Origin of the sequence: Embleya sp. NBC_00888, from assembly GCF_045207655.1 — a bacterium.
Taxonomy (GTDB): domain Bacteria; phylum Actinomycetota; class Actinomycetes; order Streptomycetales; family Streptomycetaceae; genus Embleya.
Genome location: NZ_CP108784.1, coordinates 4,050,977 through 4,070,854, shown reverse-complemented (window position 1 = coordinate 4,070,854; position 19,878 = coordinate 4,050,977). Strand labels below are relative to the sequence as shown.

Annotated in this window: 20 protein-coding genes; 17 read left to right on the top strand and 3 right to left on the bottom strand. The window is 71.4% G+C overall.

Annotated features, from left to right (window positions below; all coding sequences use genetic code 11):
* Positions 1 to 29: 29 nt before the first annotated feature.
* Positions 30 to 521 carry an inorganic diphosphatase gene (locus OG948_RS16905; RefSeq protein WP_395866767.1) on the bottom strand — a complete coding sequence of 164 codons (492 nt, stop codon included), beginning with the start codon at positions 519 to 521 and terminating at the stop codon, positions 30 to 32.
* A gap of 151 nt (positions 522 to 672) precedes the next feature.
* Here OG948_RS16905 and dacB point away from each other — a divergent pair, with 151 nt between their 5' ends.
* From dacB to OG948_RS16850, 11 genes are all read left to right on the top strand, one after another.
* On the top strand, positions 673 to 2,076 hold the full coding sequence (dacB, locus tag OG948_RS16900; protein ID WP_406297354.1) for a D-alanyl-D-alanine carboxypeptidase/D-alanyl-D-alanine-endopeptidase: 1,404 nt from the start codon (positions 673 to 675) through the stop codon (positions 2,074 to 2,076).
* 137 nt (positions 2,077 to 2,213) lie between these two features.
* On the top strand, positions 2,214 to 3,368 hold the full coding sequence (locus OG948_RS16895; protein ID WP_406297353.1) for a zinc-dependent metalloprotease: 1,155 nt from the start codon (positions 2,214 to 2,216) through the stop codon (positions 3,366 to 3,368).
* Between the two features lie 217 nt (positions 3,369 to 3,585).
* On the top strand, positions 3,586 to 4,566 hold the full coding sequence (gene tilS / locus OG948_RS16890; RefSeq protein ID WP_406297352.1) for a tRNA lysidine(34) synthetase TilS: 981 nt from the start codon (positions 3,586 to 3,588) through the stop codon (positions 4,564 to 4,566).
* A 46-nt stretch (positions 4,567 to 4,612) separates the two neighbouring features.
* Positions 4,613 to 5,179: a hypoxanthine phosphoribosyltransferase gene (gene hpt, locus OG948_RS16885; protein ID WP_395866775.1), complete on the top strand. Its 567-nt coding sequence runs from the start codon at positions 4,613 to 4,615 to the stop codon at positions 5,177 to 5,179.
* Positions 5,180 to 5,486: 307 nt separating this feature from the next.
* Positions 5,487 to 7,541: an ATP-dependent zinc metalloprotease FtsH gene (gene ftsH / locus OG948_RS16880; protein ID WP_406297351.1), complete on the top strand. Its 2,055-nt coding sequence runs from the start codon at positions 5,487 to 5,489 to the stop codon at positions 7,539 to 7,541.
* Between the two features lie 2 nt (positions 7,542 to 7,543).
* Positions 7,544 to 8,149 (top strand): GTP cyclohydrolase I FolE, encoded by a 606-nt coding sequence (gene folE / locus OG948_RS16875; protein ID WP_406297350.1) that lies wholly within the window; start codon positions 7,544 to 7,546, stop codon positions 8,147 to 8,149.
* Between the two features lie 109 nt (positions 8,150 to 8,258).
* Positions 8,259 to 9,143 carry a dihydropteroate synthase gene (gene folP, locus OG948_RS16870; RefSeq protein ID WP_406297349.1) on the top strand — a complete coding sequence of 295 codons (885 nt, stop codon included), beginning with the start codon at positions 8,259 to 8,261 and terminating at the stop codon, positions 9,141 to 9,143.
* Positions 9,140 to 9,604, top strand: coding sequence for a nuclear transport factor 2 family protein (locus OG948_RS16865; protein ID WP_078976561.1), 465 nt, complete (start codon positions 9,140 to 9,142; stop codon positions 9,602 to 9,604). Before folP ends, OG948_RS16865 begins: the two co-directional genes overlap by 4 nt.
* 191 nt (positions 9,605 to 9,795) lie before the next feature.
* Complete coding sequence (gene folB, locus OG948_RS16860) at positions 9,796 to 10,158, top strand: dihydroneopterin aldolase (RefSeq protein WP_406300278.1); 363 nt, start codon at positions 9,796 to 9,798, stop codon at positions 10,156 to 10,158.
* Positions 10,155 to 10,742 (top strand): 2-amino-4-hydroxy-6-hydroxymethyldihydropteridine diphosphokinase, encoded by a 588-nt coding sequence (gene folK, locus OG948_RS16855; protein WP_406297348.1) that lies wholly within the window; start codon positions 10,155 to 10,157, stop codon positions 10,740 to 10,742. Before folB ends, folK begins: the two co-directional genes overlap by 4 nt.
* On the top strand, positions 10,739 to 11,203 hold the full coding sequence (locus OG948_RS16850) for a DUF3180 domain-containing protein (RefSeq protein WP_395866784.1): 465 nt from the start codon (positions 10,739 to 10,741) through the stop codon (positions 11,201 to 11,203). Before folK ends, OG948_RS16850 begins: the two co-directional genes overlap by 4 nt.
* Positions 11,204 to 11,252: 49 nt before the next feature.
* Here the strand turns inward: OG948_RS16850 and OG948_RS16845 are convergent, their stop codons facing one another.
* Positions 11,253 to 12,401 (bottom strand): ABC transporter ATP-binding protein, encoded by a 1,149-nt coding sequence (locus OG948_RS16845; protein WP_406297347.1) that lies wholly within the window; start codon positions 12,399 to 12,401, stop codon positions 11,253 to 11,255.
* A 169-nt stretch (positions 12,402 to 12,570) separates the two neighbouring features.
* On the opposite strand from OG948_RS16845, the gene OG948_RS16840 reads away from it, so the two are divergent.
* From OG948_RS16840 to OG948_RS16825, 4 genes are all read left to right on the top strand, one after another.
* Positions 12,571 to 13,311, top strand: a complete 741-nt coding sequence (locus OG948_RS16840) for an ABC transporter permease (RefSeq protein WP_406300277.1) — start codon at positions 12,571 to 12,573, stop codon at positions 13,309 to 13,311.
* Entirely contained in the window at positions 13,308 to 13,982 is a 675-nt protein-coding gene (locus tag OG948_RS16835; protein ID WP_406297346.1) for an ABC transporter permease, read from the top strand. Before OG948_RS16840 ends, OG948_RS16835 begins: the two co-directional genes overlap by 4 nt.
* Before the next feature lie 23 nt (positions 13,983 to 14,005).
* Entirely contained in the window at positions 14,006 to 14,929 is a 924-nt protein-coding gene (locus OG948_RS16830) for an ABC transporter substrate-binding protein (RefSeq protein ID WP_406300276.1), read from the top strand.
* Positions 14,930 to 15,154: 225 nt separating this feature from the next.
* Entirely contained in the window at positions 15,155 to 16,714 is a 1,560-nt protein-coding gene (locus OG948_RS16825) for a hypothetical protein (protein ID WP_406297345.1), read from the top strand.
* Between the two features lie 54 nt (positions 16,715 to 16,768).
* Here the strand turns inward: OG948_RS16825 and OG948_RS16820 are convergent, their stop codons facing one another.
* Positions 16,769 to 17,920 carry an NADH-quinone oxidoreductase subunit D gene (locus tag OG948_RS16820; protein ID WP_406297344.1) on the bottom strand — a complete coding sequence of 384 codons (1,152 nt, stop codon included), beginning with the start codon at positions 17,918 to 17,920 and terminating at the stop codon, positions 16,769 to 16,771.
* 70 nt (positions 17,921 to 17,990) lie between these two features.
* Here OG948_RS16820 and OG948_RS16815 point away from each other — a divergent pair, with 70 nt between their 5' ends.
* Both OG948_RS16815 and OG948_RS16810 read left to right on the top strand, forming a co-directional pair.
* A complete protein-coding gene (locus OG948_RS16815) occupies positions 17,991 to 18,485 on the top strand; it encodes a PH domain-containing protein (RefSeq protein ID WP_406297343.1) in 495 nt (164 codons plus the stop codon).
* On the top strand, positions 18,482 to 19,852 hold the full coding sequence (locus OG948_RS16810; protein WP_406297342.1) for a PH domain-containing protein: 1,371 nt from the start codon (positions 18,482 to 18,484) through the stop codon (positions 19,850 to 19,852). Before OG948_RS16815 ends, OG948_RS16810 begins: the two co-directional genes overlap by 4 nt.
* The last annotated feature ends 26 nt before the right edge of the window (positions 19,853 to 19,878 follow it).

The window sequence follows — 19,878 nt, the reverse complement described above, 5'->3', positions numbered from 1 at the left end:
GACCGGCGTTCGCGTGTCGTGCTACCGGGTCAGTGGTGACCCTGCTCGGTGAGCCGCTTGCGCGAGGCCTCGACCTCGGCCTCGGCCTCGTCGCGGCCGACCCAGTTGGCGCCCTCGACCGACTTGCCCGGCTCCAGGTCCTTGTAGACCTCGAAGAAGTGCTGGATCTCGAGCCGGTCGAACTCCGAGACGTGGTGGATGTCACGCAGGTGCTCCACGCGCGGGTCCGTGGCCGGCACGCACAGAACCTTGTCGTCGCCGCCGGCCTCGTCCGTCATCCGGAACATGCCGATCGCCCGGCACTTGACCTGCACGCCCGGGAAGGTCGGCTCGTCCAGCAGCACCAGCGCGTCCAGCGGGTCACCGTCCTCACCGAGGGTGTCCTCGATGAAGCCGTAGTCCGCCGGGTAGCGCGTCGACGTGAACAACATCCGGTCGAGCCGGATGCGGCCCGTCTCGTGGTCCACCTCGTACTTGTTGCGCGATCCCCGGGGGATCTCGATGGTGACGTCGAACTCCAAGGCTCCTCCATAGTGCTGCGCCGGGACCGTTGCCGGGACCGTTAGGGTCGTTCTGTCCGCGAGGCCGAACCCGGCACAGGTCCCGGACAGAACCTGATCTCGTCTCAGTGTCTCGCATGGCCGGTGGTCCGGCGGAAGGGGATGGTCTCGCGTGGCCGGCACCAGGAGCAAAGCGATCGCCGCGGTGGTGGCGGCCATCGTGCTGGCCGTGCTCGTGACGCTCGTGCACGGGTCGTGGAAGGGCGAACGCCTGGCCCGAGCCGACGAGGACACCAAGCGGGTGGCGAGCGCCGCCGCGCCGCCGGTGCTCGCGCCGGTGTCCGGCGATGCGACCGGGGCCACCCCGACCGAGGCCGGCATCCGGGCCGCGCTGGAACCGTTGGCCAAGGCGACCGCGCTCGGCGCACCGCCCGCGGTCGCCGTGGTCGACGCGCTGACCGGGCGCCCGCTGTACGGCGCCAACCAGGAGCGCGCGGCGACGCCGGCGTCCACCACCAAGATCACCACGGCGGTGGCCGCGCTCACCGCGCCGGGCCCGAACCACCGGATCGCGACCCGGGTGGTGCCCGGCGCGACGCCCGGCACCATCGTGCTGGTCGGCGGCGGGGACCCGACGCTGACCGCCCTCGACGGCGGGCAGTTCGGCCCCGGCTACCGACCCGCCCGGCTGTCCGACCTGGCGACGGCGACGGCGGCCGCGCTCAAGGCGAGCGGCACCACTCAGGTCAAACTCCAGTACGACACCACGCTCTACACCGGTCCGGCCCTGCACGCGATCGGCGTCAACGAGAACATCGCGCCGGTGGTGTCGCTGATGGTCGACGAGGGCCGGGTGGACCCGGGCGTGGTCGGCAAGGAGAGCAACCGGGTGGCCTCCCCGGGCATCGACGCCGCGAAGAAGTTCGCCGCCCAGCTCAAGACCGCGGGCATCACCGTCGACGGCACGCCCGCCCCGGGCACCGCGCCCGCCTCCGGCGCGCCCGAACTCGCCTCCGTGCAGTCCCCGCCGCTGTCCGCGATGGTCGAGCAGATGTTGACGTTCAGCGACAACGACCTGGCCGAGGCGCTGCTGCGGCAGGTCGCGATCGCCAAGGGGCAGCCCGCGAGCTTCCAGGGCGGCACCGTCGCGGCGCGCCAGGTCCTGGAGGGCCTGGGCGTCCCCTACGGCGCGTCCAACCTCAAGGACGGCAGCGGGTTGGACAAGGAGGACAAGCTCACCCCGCAGACCCTCGTGCGGACCCTCGCGGTGGCCGCGTCCACGGCGCACCCCGAACTGCGCTGGGCGCTCACCGGCCTGCCCATCGCGGGCTTCACCGGCACCCTGACCGACCGGTACGGGGCCACCAGCGGCTCCGCCGACGCGGCCGGCGTGGTCCGCGCCAAGACCGGCTCGCTGACCGGGGTCAGCACGCTGTCCGGGCTGGTCCGGGACAAGGACGGCCGACTGCTCGCGTTCGCGATCCTGGCCGACAGGTTCACCGGCGACCCCGACCCGGCCCGTGCGGCGATCGACCGGATGGCCGCCGCGCTGGCCGACTGCGGCTGCGCCGGCTGAAGCGTGCCGCTCCCGGCGTTCGACCCGGTTCGCGCCGCGGGCCGAGCCGCCTCGCGGGTCCGCCGAATCCGCGATCCGCACAAGTCGCGGGCCCCGGTTCCTCTTTCGAGGCCGCGCCGAGCACGTACCGTGGCGGTATGACGAGCGGCAACGGTGCGGACATGATCGATTGGGACCTGGCCGTGGCGACGGCGAACCGGCTCGTGCGGCCGGGACCCGACGTCGGACGGGACGAGGCGCGGGCGGTCGTGGCGGAGCTGCGCGCGCACGCCAAGACGTCCGAGGGGCACGTACGGGCGTTCACGGGACTCGATTCGGGCGACAACGACACCCCGGTCCTGGTGGTGGACCGACCGGGCTGGGCGCGCGCCAACGTGCAGGGCTTCCGGCACGTGTTGCGCCCGCTCCTGGACAAGGTGGAACAGCGCCGCGAGAACATGCCGGGCGGTGCCGCGCTGGGCACCGTGGGCGGCAAGGTCACCGGCCTGGAGCTGGGCACGCTGCTCGCGTTCCTGTCCTCGCGCGTGCTCGGCCAGTACGAGACCTTCGCGCCGCAGACCCCGGGCGCGAGCGGGCACGGCCCCGGGCGGCTGCTCCTGGTCGCGCCCAACATCGTCCAGGTCGAGCGCGAGCTCGGGGTGGACCCGCACGACTTCCGGCTGTGGGTGTGCCTGCACGAGGAGACCCACCGGACCCAGTTCACCGCCGTGCCGTGGCTGCGCGACCACCTCGAACAGGAGATCCACGGCTTCCTGGGGCAGACCGAGGTCGACCCGTCGGCGGTGCTCGGCCGGCTGCGCGAGGCGGTCTCCACGTTCGCCGGCGCGCGCCGGGGCGGCGGCGAGGGCGACGGTGACGGCGGCTCGCTGGTCGAACTCGTGCAGACGCCGGAACAGCGCGAGATCCTGGGCCGGATCACCGCGGTGATGTCGCTCCTGGAGGGGCACGCCGACTTCGTGATGGACGGGGTCGGGCCGCAGGTGATCCCCACCGTGGCGGAGATCCGGGAGAAGTTCGCCGAGCGTCGCGCCCAGGGCACCGGGCGACTCGACCAGGCACTGCGCAAGCTGCTGGGCATGGACGCCAAACTGCGCCAGTACCGCGACGGCGAGCGGTTCGTGCGCGAGGTCGTCGGTCGGGTCGGCATGGAGGGCTTCAACCGGGTGTGGACCTCCCCGAACACGCTGCCCACCAAGGCCGAGGTGGCCGAGCCGGGCACGTGGGTGGACCGGGTGCACGGCAAGGCCGGCACCGGGCCCGCCCCGACCGAGGGCCCCACCGACCCCGCGTGAGCCGACGCGCGAGACCCGACGCGGCGCCGTCTCGGGCCGCGGCGGGCCGGCGCCGGCCCGCCCGCGTCCTCATCCGGGCGACATCCGGTGGTGTCTGCGGCCCGGCGCGCTTCGGGTGACGTAGCGTGGGCAAACCAATTCTCTTCGGCATTTCTCGCGGAGGCCGCGACCTCCGCGAACCGGCCGAACCGGACGTGCAAGGAGGTGTCGTCGAGCCGTGGGACCCCATCCCGCCGTGGCCGCCACCAGGCTGGCCGTCCGCAAGACCCTGCGCGAGCTGCAACCGGGTGATCTCGTCCTGGTGGCCTGCAGTGGTGGCGCGGACTCGTTGGCGCTCGCAGCGGCCACCGCGTTCGAGGCTCCCCGCGCGGGTCTGCGCGCCGGAGCCATCACCGTCGACCACGGTCTCCAGGCCGGCTCCACCCGCCGAGCCGTGGACCTGGTCGCCCGGCTGCGCGACCTGGGCCTGGGCCCGGTCGACGCGCTCGGCGTCACGGTCGGCACCCGGGGCGGCCCCGAGGGCGCCGCGCGGCTGGCCCGCTACACCGCCCTGGACACCGCCGCCAAGACGCACGGCGCCGCGCTGGTGCTGCTCGGACACACCCTGGAGGACCAGGCCGAGACCGTCCTGCTCGGGCTCGCCCGAGGCTCCGGCGCCCGCTCGCTCGCCGGCATGCCGCCGCTGACCGGCCACTACCAGCGCCCGTTCCTGGAGCTGGGCCGCGACATCACCCGCCAGGCGTGCGTCGCGCAGGACCTGCTGCCCTGGGAGGACCCGCACAACGCCGACCCGGCGTACACCAGGGCGCGGGTGCGGCACGAGGTGCTCCCGGTGCTGGAGAAGGCGCTGGGCCCCGGGGTGTCCGAGGCGCTGGCCCGCACCGCGCGACTGTTCCGCGACGACGCCGAGGCACTCGACCAGTGGGCCGACCGGGCCCAGGCGGACGTCACGCACGACGACGGGGAGCTGGAGGTCGCCGGGCTGGCCGAACTGCCCGCGGCGGTGCGCCGCCGGGTGCTGCGCCGGACCGCCGTCGGCGCGGGCAGTCCCCCCGGCGCGTTGTTCGCCCGGCACGTGGAGGCGGTGGAGAAGCTGGTCATCTCGTGGCACGGCCAGGGGCCCATCCACCTGCCCGGGGGCGTCGAGATACGCAGGCGGTGTGGCAGGCTTCTCTTTCACCGGCCGGCTCAATCCTGACCGGTGACCGCGGGGCTCTGTCGAAAACTTCGTAGTAAGGCATGTGGTGGACGAGAAGGACATGGGCGCCGACCTCGAAAGGGTCCTCGTCACGCAGGAGGAGATCGAGGCGAAGCTCGTCGAGCTCGCCGAGCGGATCGACGAGGACTACCAGGGTCAGGACCTGCTGCTCGTCGGCGTGCTCAAGGGCGCCGTCATGGTCATGGCCGACCTCGCCCGGGCGGTGCACTCGCCGGTCAAGATGGACTGGATGGCGGTGTCGTCCTACGGCTCCGGCACCAAGTCCTCGGGCGTCGTGCGCATCCTCAAGGACCTCGACGCGGACATCGCCGGTCGGCACGTCCTGGTCGTCGAGGACATCATCGACTCGGGCCTGACCCTGTCGTGGATGCTCGCCAACCTCACCTCGCGAGGCCCCGCCTCGCTCGAGGTGTGCGCGTTCTTCCGCAAGCCGGAGGCCGCCAAGGTCGACATCCCGGTCAAGTACGTGGGCTTCGACATCCCCAACGAGTTCGTGGTGGGCTACGGCCTCGACTACGCCGAGCGCTACCGCAACCTGCCGTTCGTGGGCACACTGGCCGAGCACGTGTACGGCGGTTCGAAGCCGACCTGACCCGCTCGGGCGCATGGATCATGGCTTCGGGTTTGCGCGATCGACATCCTGTAACAGCATCCGGGAACAAGGGGAACGTTTCCCCTCGTTGGAGGATGCGTCGGGGGTCGATCCACGAAGGCGCGCAACGTGAGTGAACGCGCGGCGCGTTGACGTGCGGACGCCCGGTGTACCGTCTAACGCAGTGACATCCGATCAGCACGGGCGACCGTGCCGGGCGATACCGGACAGGCAACGTACCCGGGGGCCATAAGGCGTCCGGGTCAAAAGTCGGCAGGAGGGACGGGGCGTCTGCTGCCCCGCATCGATGGACGTCAAGCGCTATTTCCGCGGGCCGGTCATGTGGATCGCGCTGGCCGTCATTGCTGTGATCCTCCTGATGCAGCTCGTCTCCTCTTCGAGCGGCTTCAAGGGTGTCGACACCGGCAAGGCGATCCAGGCGATCCAAAACGACCAGGTCAAGTCAGCCAAGCTCATCGGCGGTAACGACCAGTCACTTGAGCTCACCCTGATCCCCGGGGTGAAGATCGACAAGCACAACAAGATCAAGACCTCGTACATCGACGAGCAGGGCGTGGAGATCCAGCGCCTGCTCCAGTCCAAGTACGAGCAGGGCAAGATCCAGGACTCCTACACGGTCAAGCTCAGCAAGCAGAGCACGATCGTCAGCATCCTGTTCTCCCTGCTGCCGTTCGTGCTCATCGTCGTGGTCTTCCTGTTCCTGATGAATCAGATGCAGGGCGGCGGCTCCCGGGTCATGAACTTCGGGAAGTCCAAGGCCAAGCTGATCTCCAAGGACACGCCGAAGACGACCTTCTCCGACGTGGCCGGTGCGGACGAGGCGGTCGAGGAACTCCACGAGATCAAGGAGTTCCTCCAGGAGCCGGCCAAGTTCCAGGCGGTCGGCGCGAAGATCCCCAAGGGCGTGCTGCTCTACGGTCCGCCCGGAACAGGCAAGACCCTGCTCGCCCGCGCGGTCGCGGGTGAGGCCGGCGTGCCGTTCTACTCGATCTCCGGTTCGGACTTCGTCGAGATGTTCGTCGGTGTCGGCGCCTCCCGGGTCCGCGACCTGTTCGAGCAGGCCAAGGCCAACGCGCCGGCGATCGTCTTCGTCGACGAGATCGACGCGGTCGGCCGGCACCGCGGCGCGGGCATGGGCGGCGGTCACGACGAACGCGAGCAGACGCTCAACCAGCTCCTGGTCGAGATGGACGGCTTCGACGTCAAGGGCGGCGTGATCCTGATCGCGGCGACCAACCGGCCGGACATCCTGGACCCGGCGCTGCTGCGCCCGGGCCGCTTCGACCGGCAGATCGCGGTCGACCGTCCCGACATGCAGGGCCGCTGGGACATCCTCAAGGTGCACGCCAAGGGCAAGCCGGTCACCGACGACATCGACCTCAAGGCGGTCGCCCGGCGTACCCCCGGGTTCACCGGCGCCGACCTCGCGAACGTGCTCAACGAGGCCGCGCTGCTGACCGCCCGCTCGGACGCCAAGCTGATCGACGCGAAGTCGATGGACGAGGCGATCGACCGGGTCGTGGCCGGGCCGCAGAAGCGCACCCGGATCATGAGCGACAAGGAAAAGAAGATCACCGCGTACCACGAGGGCGGCCACGCCCTGGTGGCGCACGCGCTGCCGAACACCGACCCGGTGCACAAGATCACGATCCTGTCCCGGGGCCGGGCGCTCGGCTACACGATGGTGCTGCCCGAAGAGGACAAGTACTCCACCACGCGCAACGAGATGCTCGACCAGCTCGCCTACATGATGGGCGGGCGCGCGGCGGAGGAGCTGGTCTTCCACGACCCGACCACGGGCGCCTCGAACGACATCGAGAAGGCCACCGGTCTGGCCCGCTCGATGGTCACGCAGTACGGCATGACCGAGCGCCTGGGTGCGATCAAGTTCGGCAACGACGGTGCCGAGCCGTTCCTGGGTCGTGAAATGGGTCACCAGCGCGACTACTCCGAAGAGGTCGCGGCTATCGTCGACGAAGAGGTCAAGAGGTTCATCGAGACCGCCCACAACGAAGCGTGGGAGATTCTCGTCGAGAACCGTGACGTGCTGGACAACCTGGTGCTGGAGCTGCTGGAGAAGGAGACCCTGGACAAGGCCCAGGTCGCCGAGATCTTCGCACCGGTCACCAAGCGCCCGGCCCGTCCCGCGTGGACGGGTTCCAGTCGGCGTCAGCCGTCCAGCCGTCCTCCCGTGATGACGCCCCGCGAGCTCACGCTCTCCGGTGGCGGCAGCGACAACGGGATTCTCAACGGTGGCTCGACCTCTGCGACGGGCACCACGACGGGGTCCGGTGGGGCGGTAGCGCACCCCGAACCGCCGTCCGATTCTCCGGAGAACTGAACGTGACGATCGACCCGGTCACCTTCGACGGTCGTGCCGTGGGTGAGTTCGACCAGGATCGCGCCGAGCGCGCGGTTCGGGAGCTGTTGCTCGCGGTCGGGGAGAACCCCGACCGCGAGGGTCTCAAGGACACCCCGGCCCGTGTGGCCAGGTCGTATCAGGAGATCTTCGCGGGGCTGCGGCAGGAGCCCGAGGACGTGCTCACCACGACCTTCGACCTCGGCCACGACGAGATGGTCCTGGTCAAGGACATCGAGGTCTACAGCACGTGCGAGCACCACCTCGTGACCTTCCACGGGGTGGCGCACGTGGGGTACATCCCGTCGGAGGACGGTCAGATCACCGGCCTCTCCAAGCTCGCGCGCCTGGTGGACGTCTACGCCAAGCGTCCGCAGGTGCAGGAGCGGCTGACCACCCAGATCGCCGACGCGCTGGTGAACATCCTGCGCCCGCGCGGGGTGATCGTGGTGGTCGAGTGCGAGCACCTGTGCATGACGATGCGCGGCATACGCAAGCCGGGTGCGCGCACCCTCACCTCCGCCGTGCGCGGCCAGTTGCTGAACGCCGCCACACGGGCCGAGGCGATGAGCCTGATCCTGAGCCGGTAGCGGCTTCCACGGCGCACGGTCGCGGGGCGGCGAGGCGCCGATAACAAGTCACGACGCAGTACTTGGGGGTTGACCGGGCAGCGCCCGGTCAACCCCTACTCTGTTCCCCATGACAGCGACGACCGGCCCGCGACATCGGGCTCCCGACCGCCCACCAGGGGTGCGCGGCCTGCCCGAGTTCGGCCGGTGCGCGGTCATGGGCGTGGTCAATGTGACTCCCGATTCGTTCTCCGACGGCGGCCTGTGGTTCGACTCGAAGGCCGCGATCACCCGCGGACTCGCGTTGCTGGACCAGGGGGCCGACCTGATCGACGTGGGCGGCGAGTCGACCCGGCCCGGGGCCGGTCGGGTGGATGTGGACGAGGAATTGCGCCGGGTCGTGCCGGTGGTGCGCGAGTTGGCCGCGGCCGGTGCGGTGGTCAGCGTGGACACCACCCGGGTCGAGGTGGCGAGCGCCGCCGTCGAGGCGGGCGCGCGGCTGGTCAACGACGTCAGCGGCGGGCTCGCGGATCCGGCGATGGCCGCGTACGTGGCCGACAGCGGGGTACCCGTGGTGGTCATGCACTGGCGCGGGCACTCGCGCGGGATGCAGCAGCGCGCGGTCTACGCCGACGTGGTCGCCGAGGTGCGCATCGAGTTGGCCGAGCGGATGGAGAAGGTGATCGCCGCCGGCGTCCACCCGGACGCGATCGTGCTCGACCCGGGCCTGGGCTTCGCCAAGACGGCCGAGCACAACTGGCCGTTGCTCGCCCACCTGGACGCGCTGCACGAACTCGGTCGTCCGCTGCTGGTGGCCGCGTCCCGCAAGACCTTCCTGGGGCGGCTGCTCGCCGCCGAGGACGGCACACTGCGCCCGCCCCGCGGGCGCGACGACGCGACGGCCGCGGTCTCCGCGCTGGCCGCCGCCGCGGGCGCGTGGGCCGTCCGTGTGCACGAGGTGCCCGCTTCGCTCGACGCGGTCAAGGTGGCGGCTGCCTGGCAGGAGGCCCGATGAACCCGATTGACGACCAGACGTCGCCCGAGGCGGACGCGGTACGCGAGGTCAACCTCGCGCTGTGGACGGCCGTCGAGGAGGGCGACATCGACGCCCTCGGCGCGATCTGGGCCGACGGCGCCGACGCGCCGAGCGTGACCTGCGTACACCCGGGCTGGCCCGCGCTGCACGGACGCGCGGAGATCCTGCGCTCGTACGCGCTGATCATGGCCAACACCGCGTACGTGCAGTTCTTCCTGACCGACGTCGAGGTCAAGCTGGCCGGCGAGGTCGCGGTGTTGTCCTGCACCGCGAACATGCTCACCGGGATGGCCGAGGAGGACGGCGGCGACGAGACCGGGTTCGCGGGCGGTCGCGCGGTGGTCACCAACGTCTTCCGGCGCACTCCCGCGGGTTGGCGGTTGTGGCTGCACCACGCCTCCCCGGTGATGGCGGAGGTCGACGCCGAAGAGGAGATCTGACCGGTCTTCGGCGCGTTCGCGCGTCGTTCGTGCCCGCTTGGGGCACCCGGACGACGAAACCTGTCGGGACCGCTGGGTACATTCGTACCGCACAGAGGTGGTCCGGCCGTCGGCGCGACCGCCCCTCGACAGGTCCGACCGACCATTCGGGGTGCGCAGGGATGGGATACGCGCCGAGGAGGCGACTGATGCTGGACCGCGTCTCGCTGCGGGGGTTGAAGGCCCGCGGCAACCATGGAGTGTTCGCGAAGGAACGCGAAGAGGGTCAGACCTTCGTGGTCGACATCGTGCTCGGGGTGGACACCCGTCCGGCCGCGCGGTCCGACGACCTCACCCTCACGGTCCACTACGGCGAGGTCGCCGAGGATGTGGTCGGCGTCGTGCAGGGCGACCCGGTCGACCTGATCGAGACGCTCGCGCAGCGGATCGCCGACGTGTGCCTGGCCCGCCCGCTGGTGCAGGAGGTGGAAGTGATCGTGCACAAGCCCGACGCCCCGATCACCGTCCCGTTCGACGATGTGACCGTGACCATCGTGCGGGGGCGGGATCGATGACCGACACCGCCCGGGAACCGGTCCGCGAGCCGGTCCCGGAAACACCCGCCGAGACCACCGCGCAGCGCGCGCGGCTCACCTGGAGCCGGGTCGTGCTCGCCCTCGGCAGCAACCTGGGCAATCGCCTGGAGACTCTCCAGGGCGCCATCGACGAGATCGCCGACACGCCGGGTGTGACGCTGCTGCGGGTGTCCCCGGTCTACGAGACCGATCCGGTGGGCGGCCCCGAGCAGGGCACCTACTTCAACGCCGTCGTCGAGGTGCGCACGCTGCTCACCCCGGACCTGATCCTGGAGCGGGCCAACTCGATCGAGGAGGCCTTCCAGCGGGTCCGGGTCGAGCGCTGGGGGCCGCGCACGCTGGACGTGGACGTGATCCGGTTCGAGGACGTGGTGCAGGACGACCCGCGGCTGACCCTGCCGCATCCGCGCGCGTACGAGCGTTCGTTCGTGCTCGCGCCGTGGTACGACATCGACCCCGAGGCGGACCTGCCGGGCCACGGCCCGATCGCCGAACTGCTCGCGCGGATGGGCCTCGACGGGGTGCATCGCCGTGACGACCTGGAGCTGACCGCAGACCGATGAAGCCCACGCGCCCGCTCCTCCTGCTCGCCCTCGCGTTGGGGGCGGGCGGCATCGCGTATGCCGGAATCGACCTGTGGGACTCGCGCGGCACGCCGCCCGTGGTCCCGATCCTGGCCCCGATCGTGCTGCTGTGCCTGGCCGCGATCGCGTTGGCGACCGCGTTGTCGTTGCGCTCGCGGCTCAAGGCGCAGCGCGAGCGGCGGCCGTCCGCGCGTCCGGTGGATCCGCTGGTCGCCGCCCGGGCGGTGGTCTTCGCCAAGGCCGGTTCGCTGGTCGGCGCGCTGGTGGTGGGCCTGTACGGCGGCTACGCGCTCTACCTGACCGGCTTCCTGGAGGTCACCGAGCGCTCGGCCCAGGCCCAGCGCTGTGCCTTCGCGGTGGGCGCGGGGGTGCTGCTGGTCGGCGGGTGCCTGTTCCTGGAGCGCATACTGCGCGTCCCCGAGGACCCCGAGGACAAGTGAACCCGCGCCCGCTCGGCGGGCGCGGGCGAGACGTCGGCCGAAGGCCGGGTCAGCCCTCGATGGTGTCCAGCACGACGTCGGCCAACGGGATGTCCCGCTCCTCGGCACCGATCGAGCGCCGCAACGCCTCGTGCAGCCGCGCCGGCGTGAGCACGCCCACGAATCGGTCGCCGTCCACCACCGCTATCCACCCGGCGTCGTGCTGGAGCATCTCGCCGAACGCCTGCTTGAGCGACGCGCGCACCGGCACCCAGGCCTCCATCCGGCGGGCCCGGTCGCGCACCGTGCCGTCGACCACACGATCGTCGACCCAGCCGTGCAGGTTGCCGTCGTCGTCGAGCACCACGGCCCAGCGCGAGTCGGCCGCGCGCAGCTTCGCGAGCGCCTGTGACATCGGCTCGTCCAGGCGCACGACCGGCGGCAGTTCGAGGTCCTCGGGGGTGATCTCGGTCACCGACAGGCGCTTGAGCCCACGGTCGGCGCCGACGAAGTCGGCGACGTAGTCGTTGGCCGGCGCGCCCAGCACGCTGGAGGGCGTGTCGAACTGCTCGATGTGGCCGCCCATCGAGAAGACCGCCATCCGGTCGCCGAGCCGAACCGCCTCCTCGATGTCGTGCGTGACGAACAACACCGTCTTCTTCAACTCGCCCTGGAGCCGGAGGAACTCGCTCTGCAGGCGTTCGCGGACCACCGGGTCCACCGCGCCGAACGGCTCGTCCATCAGCAGCACGGGCGGATCGGCCGCGAGCGCGCGGGCCACCCCGACCCGCTGGCGCTGGCCACCGGAGAGCTGATGCGGGTAGCGGTCGCCGAGTCCGGCCGGGTCCAGGCCGACCAGTTCGAGCAGTTCGAGGCCGCGCGCCCGCGCCTTCCTGCGATCCCAGCCCAGCAGGCTCGGCACGGTGACCGTGTTCTCCAGCACGGTGCGGTGCGGGAACAGGCCGCCGGACTGGATCACGTAGCCCATCCGCCGACGCAGCTTGACCGGGTCGGCATGGGTGATGTCCTCGTCGTCCAGGAAGATCTGCCCGGACGTGGGCTCGATCAGCCGGTTGACCATCTTCATCGTGGTGGTCTTGCCGCAGCCGGACGGGCCGACCAGGGTGACCAGCTCGCCCGTGGCGACCTCAAGGGACAGTTCCGCGACCGCCTCCGTGCCGTCGGGGTACCGCTTGGTGACGCGGTCGAGCCGGATCATGGGGACCCTCCGGGGGCATGGCAGGCGATCGTGGCAGGTGTCCGGAGACCCGGATGTTTCCCGGCCCCCAGGGGTGGCAACGTACCCGGGCGCCTCCCCTCACACACCGGGTGTGTCCGCCGTCACGGGAATGCCCGTCGGAGCGCTGGGGTAGGGTCCGCCCGTGATTGTGGCCTCCGGTGACTGCCTGAAGCGCAACTCGTGGGTCTGCGGAAAGTATCTCGACGAGTACTCCGGGGAGATCACCACCGCGTTGCGCGAACACGTCTATCTGACCGTCGTCTCGGTGGCGATCGGTCTGCTCGTCGCGTTCCCGATGGCGCTGGCGGCCCGTCGGTGGCGACTGACCGGCAGCGTGCTGCTCGGCTCGACCACGATCTTGTACACGATCCCCTCGCTCGCGATGTTCGCGATCCTCCAGCCGTTCACCGGCCTGACCGAGACGACGGTCATCATCGGCCTGGTGTTGTACTCGCTGACCATCCTGGTGCGGAACATGCTGGCCGGTATGCGGTCGGTGCCGCCGGATGTGGTGGAGTCGGCGAAGGGCATGGGGTACGGACCCGGGCGCCTGCTCTTCCAGGTCGAACTGCCGCTCGCGCTCCCCGCGATCATGGCCGGCGTACGGATCGCCACGGTGTCCACCGTCGCGCTCACCACGGTCGGCGCGATCGTGGGCTCGGGCGGGTTGGGCAATCTGATCTATTCGGGCATCGACACGCTCTTCAAGGCACAGGTGCTGACCGCGTCGGTGTTGTGCGTCGCGCTGGCGATCGCGGCCGACCTGCTGTTGCTGGGCGTACAGCGGCTGTTGACCCCGTGGGAGCGGGCGGGTGGGCGCAAGCGGCGGCTGCCGCTCGTGTCCGCGCCGACCGCCGAGGCCGATGTGCGGACGGGGGCGGCGGCGTGAACGTACTCGGGGACGCCTGGGACTGGTTGGCCGACGGCGCGAACTGGAGCGGCGAGAGCGGGGTGTGGAATCGGCTCACCGAGCACATCGTGCTCACCGTGGTGTGCGTGCTGATCGCGGTCGCGATCGCGTTGCCGTTCGCGCTGTGGCTGGGTCATCTGGGCAAGGGCGGCGCGCTGGCGATCAACATCTCCAACATCGGGCGCGCCATCCCGACGTTCGCGGTGCTGGTGCTGCTCGGGTTGAGCCCGATCGGCATGGGCGACACCGCGACGATCATCGCGCTCGTGCTGTTCGCGATTCCGCCGGTGCTCACCAACGCGTACGTCGGTATGCGCCAGGTGGACCGGGACGTGGTCGAGGCGTCGCGCGGCATGGGCATGACGGGCGGCCAGATGTTGTTCCGGGTCGAGCTGCCCCTGGCACTTCCGTTGATCATGACGGGAATTCGAATGTGTGCCGTGCAGGTTGTCGCCACGGCAACACTCGCGGCACTGGTCGCGGGGGGCGGTCTCGGGCGCATCGTCACGGCCGGTTTCGACCTGCAGGACAACGGCCAAGTGGTGGCGGGGGCGATCCTCGTGGCCGCGCTGGCTCTGGTGGTGGAGGGCCTGTTCGCGCTCGTGCAGCGGTTCACGGCCCGGAAGCCGCGTGGCGGTGTGACCTCGTGAGAACGGAAAGGGCGGTGCATCGCATGCTTATGCGGCGCGGCAAGACGGGCATGACGGTCGGCGTGGCGGCGGGGCTTTCCCTGGTCTTCCTGGTGGGCGCGACCGGGTGTTCCTCCTCGGACGACGACAAGACGGTGGTCGGTTCGGCCGGATTCACCGAGTCCGAGATCCTGGCGCAGATGTACAAACAGTTGCTCGACAAGGGCGGGGTGAAGGCGAGCATAAAGACGGTCAAGAACCGTGAGCTCTACGAACCCGAGCTGGAGAAGGGCAAGATCGCGGTCGTGCCGGAGTACGCGGCGACGATGGCGGAGTTCCTGAACCGGAAGAAGAACGGCCCGGACGCCGCGCCGGTGGCCTCCCCGGACGTCGCGGCGACGGTGGCCGCGCTGAACACGCTGGCCGGCCCGGCCGGGCTCAAGTCCGGTACGCCGTCGCAGGCGGTGGACCAGAACGCGTTCGCGGTGACCAAGGACTTCGCCGCCAAGCACAACCTGAAGACCCTCTCCGATCTGGGCAGGGCCGGTGTCGAGGTGAAGATCGCGGCGGGCGAGGAGTGCAAGACGCGCCCGTTCTGCGCCCCGGGCCTGGAGAAGACATACGGCATCAAGGTGTCCGGTGTGGACCCGCTCGGCGTCGGCACCACCCCCGCCAAGCAGGCGGTCAAGGACGGCAAGGACCAACTGGTCCTGACCACTTCGACGGACGCCACGCTCGACCGGTTCGGCCTGGTCGTCCTCACGGACGACAAGAAGCTGCAAAACGCCGACAACGTCATTTCGGTGGTCAATTCCGGCAAGGCCGACAAGATCCTGCCGCTGGTCGACAAGCTCGCCCCCGTCCTCACCACCGAGGACCTGACCGCACTCAACAAGCAGGTCGACGAGGACCGCAAGAGGCCGGCGGATGTGGCCAAGGCCTACTTGAAGTCCAAGAACCTGATCTGATCCACGCGGCGAATTCTGCGAATCGGCGCAACACTCCACGCCGGCCGGGCAGTTCAATAGCCCGGCCGGCGTTTGGGGTCGATTCGGCCGAAGGCCGGCGTGCATTCGGCCCGACCGGCGTTCGAGGCCGACCCGGCCAAGTTCCCGCCACGGAAAGCAAAAAACCCGCACCAACGGCAACCCCCGCACCAAGATGAACGCCGTATGCGCGCTAACGTCTGCTGCATGCCACGTGGACGCCATCGCTCGGTCTCGACCGCCACACGCATATCCCTGCTTGCCGCCATATGCGCGCCGGCGCTCGTCGCCGTCGTCCTGGCGGTCGTCGCGGGAGGTGCGACCACACTTCGAATCGCCGTGCTGCTCGGGGTGTCCTCCGCCGCCGGCGCCCTGGCGTGGGTGGTTCGCGGAAGCACCGCACACCACCGGCGGTCGGCCGAGGAGGCCATCGCGCGGCGTCGGGAGCGGGAACGCATGGCCGACGAGCTACGCGCGGCGATCGAGCGGGTCGGCGAGCACGAACTCGCCCTGGACCGGGCCGGCGCATCGGCCGCCGCCCACCTGGTGTCGCGTCCGCAGCCGTTGACCCCGGACCTGCTCGCGCGCGGTGCGGCGGTCCTGGACCTGCTGGACCGCCGAGCGGGCGAGGCGCGTCCGACGGCTCCGTCCATCGTTCCGGCGGTGCGCCGGCCACCGGTGTCCTCGCCGGACCTGGTTCCGGCCTACGCGGCCTCGGTGTTCGGCCCGTCCGCGCGACCGCGGCCCGCCGCGCCGACGCACCCGCCGCGGGCCCCACAAGCGCCGCAGGCGCCGGTACACGAGCCGGTACGCGCCGAGGAGGGTCGCACGCCCGAGGTGCGGCCGAGCCCGACGCGCGCCGCCGAGGCGCCGCGCGAGGCCGCGCCGACGGTACGCGAGCCGGTGCCGACCGTGCGCCCCGTCGCGCCGATCGAGACGGCCCCGGGCGCCGCGGCTCCGGAGCCCATCCCGGTACGCCCCTCCGCTCCCCTCGCGCCCGAGACCGCGCCGGCCGCCGTCACGCGGCCCGCCTCGCCGATCGCGCCGCCCACCGAGCTCACCCGGACCGCCGAGCGCACGCTGGAGGCGCCGGCCGAATCCGAGGTCGCCGCCGAGGCGCCCGCGACGGAGGATGCCCCCACCCGTTCCGCGAGCTCGCCCGTCGCCGCCGCGCCCGCATCGGCCGAGGCGCCCGCGCCCGCCGAGGCGAGTGGACCCGCCGTCGAGGTGCCCGAGGCGTCGCCCGTCGCCGCCGCGCCCGCGCCGGCCGAGGCGGCGGAGTCGGCCGACTCCGAGACCGCCGAGGTCACCCGGATGGTGCGGGACAAGGTGCTGGAGGTGACCCGCCGCGTGGCCGACTCCGGCGCGTCCGGCCGGTTCGACTTCTTCGCGCCGCGTGCCTCCCTGGCCGAGCCCGAGGCGACCGGCTTCCTGACCGACGAGCTGTTCGGCTCCGACGCGCGCTACGACGCGCTCGTCGCGGGCCGCCCGCACGAGGACGAGGTCGAGGCGGCCGAGGCGACCTTCGCCCCGGACCCGGTCGAGGACGACATCGAGGCGGATCGGCTCGCCGACCCGGTGCGTGCCGAGGAGGCTCCCGCCACACAGCCGGCTCCGGTGCACCGCGGTCACGGCGTACGGTTCGCGCCCGACGAGTCCGACCCGAGCCGTCCGGGTGTGCCGCGGCCCAAGCCGCTGCCGGTGGACCTCACCGCGCACGACGACACCGAGGAGATCCCCCGGATCGACATCCGCAAGCACGCCTGACCCGGTCGGCGCTCCCGGGGCAGGCCCCGGGAGCGCCGACCGGCGCCCCGGCCGTCACTTGTCGATGTCGCCCACGACGAAGAAGAGCGACCCCAGGATCGCCACCATGTCCGCGATCAGGCAGCCCGGCAGCAGCTCGGTCAGCACCTGCACGTTGTTGTAGGACGCCGAGCGCAGCTTGAGCCGCCACGGGGTCTTCTCGCCGCGGGAGACCAGGTAGTAGCCGTTGAGGCCGAGCGGGTTCTCGGTCCACGCGTAGGTGTGGCCCTCGGGCGCCTTGAGCACCTTGGGCAGCCGCAGGTTCACCGGACCCTGCGGGAGCCGGTCGAGCCGGTCGCAGCACGCGTCGGCCAGGTCCAGGCTCACGTGTACCTGCTCCAGCAGGCACTCGAACCGGGCCAGACAGTCGCCCTCCCGGCGGGTGACCACGCGCAGCACGTCGGCCAGCTCGCCGTAGGCCAGGTACGGCTCGTCCCGGCGCAGGTCGAAGTCGACCCCGGAGGCCCGCGCGATCGGCCCGCTGACCCCGTAGGCCGCCACCAGGGCGGGCGACAACACGCCCACGCCCCGGGTGCGGGCGCGGAAGATCTCGTTGCCGGAGACCAGGGCGTCCAGGCCCGCCAACCGGGTGCGCACGGTTGCCACGGCGTGCCGTACCCGCCCGGTCCAGCCCGCCGGCAGATCCTCCTTGAGCCCGCCGACCCGGTTGAACATGAAGTGCATCCGGCCGCCGGAGATCTCCTCCATCACCGCCTGGATCTCCTCACGCTCGCGGAACGCGTGGAAGATCGGGGTGATCGCGCCCAGCTCCAGCGGATACGAACCGAGGAACATCAGATGATTGAGCACCCGGTTCAGCTCGGCGAGCAGGGTTCGCGCCCACACCGCGCGCTGCGGCACCTCCATGCCCAGCATGCGCTCCACGGAGAGCACCACGCCCAGCTCGTTCGCGAACGCGCTCAACCAGTCGTGCCGGTTGGCCAACATCACGATCTGCCGGTAGTCGCGCACCTCGAAGAGCTTCTCCGCGCCGCGATGCATGTAGCCCACGATCGGCTCGGCGGAGACGATCCGCTCGCCGTCGAGTACGAGTCGCAGCCTCAGCACGCCGTGCGTGGAGGGGTGTTGGGGCCCGATGTTGAGCACCATGTCGGTCGTGTCGAGCTGGTCGGCGCCGATACCCACGCCCACGGTCCTGGCGGTCATGGACCCTGAGTCTGCCAGTAGTGGTGTGCTCCTTCGCACCCTTGTATGCCCACCTGGGAAGGTTGCCCGTATGAAACCGGCCGATGACGCCCCGGCTCCGCCCGATCTCGACTGGCGTGCCGTCTCGGAACAGCTCTACCGGATGCGCCGCGCCCTGCTGGTCGGCGCCTGCGCGCTGCTCGCCCTCGTCGGCGGCCTGCTCGCGTGGCTCGTCGCGTGGTGGGTCGGCGCGGTGCTCGCGCTCGCCTGCGTCGGGGCCGCGGCCTGGGGTCTCCCGGCGATCCGGCGCAACCAGCGCTCGTGGCGCTACGCGGAGCGGGCCGACGACCTGCTGATCGCGCATGGCGTGCAGTTTCGCCGCCTGGTCGTGGTGCCATACGGGCGGATGCAGTTCGTGGACGTCGCGGCGGGCCCGCTGGAGCGCCGGTTCGGCATCGCCACGGTGACCCTGCACACCGCCTCGGCCTCCTCGGACGCGGTCGTGCGCGGCCTGCCGCCGGCCGAGGCCGCGCGGCTGCGCGACCGGCTCGCGGCCCTCGGCGAAGCCCGATCGGCGGGGTTGTGAGCACCGGGATCGAGCAGCCGGTCGAGCGCCCCGGCGAACCGCGCCGCCTGCACCCGCTGACCCCGCCCGCGCGCGGTTGGGTGGTGATCGCGGCCTGCCTGGGTGTGGTGGTCCACAACGTCAACTCCGGGTGGGCGACCCCGAGCCGCCTGATGATCGGGCTGGGCGTGGTGGTGCCGCTCGCGTTCGGGTACGGATACGTCTCGTGGTGGTTCACCACGTTCCGGATCGAGGGCGACGACCTGCGGCTGGACTCCGGCGTGTTGTTCCGGCGCACCCGGCACGTGCGGTTGTCCCGGCTCCAGGCGGTCGACATCGTCCGGCCGCTGGCCGCCCGGCTGTTCGGTCTCGCCGAGCTGCAACTCCAGGTGGCCGGCGGGGACCGGGCCGAGGCGAGCCTGTCCTACCTGGGCGAGGCGGACGCGCAGCGGCTGCGCGCCGAACTGCTCGCGCGCGCCGCGGGGGTGCGTCCGGACGTGGGGGAGGCGCCCGAACAGACGCTGGTGTCGGTGCCGCTGTCGGCGGTGGTCGGCTCGGTGCTGCTGTCGGTGGGCACCTGGGCCGCGCTCGCGCCCAGCGTGGCGGTGATCGTGCTGGCCTTCGCGCTGCACGCGCCCGCGTTCGTGTTCGGCTCGGTGCCGCTGTTCCTGGCCGCGTGGCAGTTCACCGCGGGACGGGTGATCCGGAACTTCGACTTCACCGTGGCCGGTTCGCCGGACGGCCTGCGGCTGCGGCACGGCTTGCTCGAACAGCGGCACCAGACGGTCCCGCCGGGCCGGGTCCAGGCGGTGCGGATCGTGCAGCCGTGGTTGTGGCGGCTGCGCGGGTGGGTGCGGGTCGAGATCAACGTGGCCGGCTACGGCGGCAAGGACGCCGACGCCAAGGAGACGATCCTGCTGCCGGTCGCGCCGCGCGCGGTCGCACACGGCCTGCTCGGGCAGGTCCTGCCGGGTGTGCACGTCGACGCGATCGAGCTGATCCCGGCCCCGCGCCGGGCCCGCTGGCACGACCCGGTGGGCTGGTCGGCGTACGCCTACGGCGCGGACACCGAGGTGTTCGTGGCCCGCAGCGGTCGGTTCCACCGGATCCTGGACGTGATCCCGCACGCGAAGGTGCAGAGCGTACGGCGGACCCAGGGGCCGTGGGAGCGCCGGCTCGGCCTGGCCACCGTGCACCTGGATTCCACGCCGGGGCCGGTGCACGTCAAGGCGGCCCGACGGGACGCGGCCGAGGCGCACACGATGGTCGCCGAACAGGCCGAGCGCTCGCGCATCGGACGCCGCGGCGCGGGCGCGGAACGCTGGATCCACAACGCATCTGACAGTTCGTCAGGTTCCGCCTCTTCCCTCGGAGAGGGCGCCGGTTAATATCTGACGCATCGTCATATTCGCAG

Excerpts from the sequence above, each read along its gene's own strand:
- OG948_RS16895 (WP_406297353.1), top strand. The coding sequence starts at position 2,214 with ATGACGAGCGGCAACGGTGCGGACATGATCGATTGGGACCTGGCCGTG.
- ftsH (WP_406297351.1), top strand. The coding sequence starts at position 5,487 with ATGGACGTCAAGCGCTATTTCCGCGGGCCGGTCATGTGGATCGCGCTG.
- folP (WP_406297349.1), top strand. The coding sequence starts at position 8,259 with ATGACAGCGACGACCGGCCCGCGACATCGGGCTCCCGACCGCCCACCA.
- OG948_RS16865 (WP_078976561.1), top strand. The coding sequence starts at position 9,140 with ATGAACCCGATTGACGACCAGACGTCGCCCGAGGCGGACGCGGTACGC.
- folK (WP_406297348.1), top strand. The coding sequence starts at position 10,155 with ATGACCGACACCGCCCGGGAACCGGTCCGCGAGCCGGTCCCGGAAACA.
- OG948_RS16850 (WP_395866784.1), top strand. The coding sequence starts at position 10,739 with ATGAAGCCCACGCGCCCGCTCCTCCTGCTCGCCCTCGCGTTGGGGGCG.
- OG948_RS16845 (WP_406297347.1), bottom strand. The coding sequence starts at position 12,401 with ATGATCCGGCTCGACCGCGTCACCAAGCGGTACCCCGACGGCACGGAG.
- OG948_RS16830 (WP_406300276.1), top strand. The coding sequence starts at position 14,006 with ATGCTTATGCGGCGCGGCAAGACGGGCATGACGGTCGGCGTGGCGGCG.
- OG948_RS16825 (WP_406297345.1), top strand. The coding sequence starts at position 15,155 with ATGCCACGTGGACGCCATCGCTCGGTCTCGACCGCCACACGCATATCC.
- OG948_RS16820 (WP_406297344.1), bottom strand. The coding sequence starts at position 17,920 with ATGACCGCCAGGACCGTGGGCGTGGGTATCGGCGCCGACCAGCTCGAC.
- OG948_RS16815 (WP_406297343.1), top strand. The coding sequence starts at position 17,991 with ATGAAACCGGCCGATGACGCCCCGGCTCCGCCCGATCTCGACTGGCGT.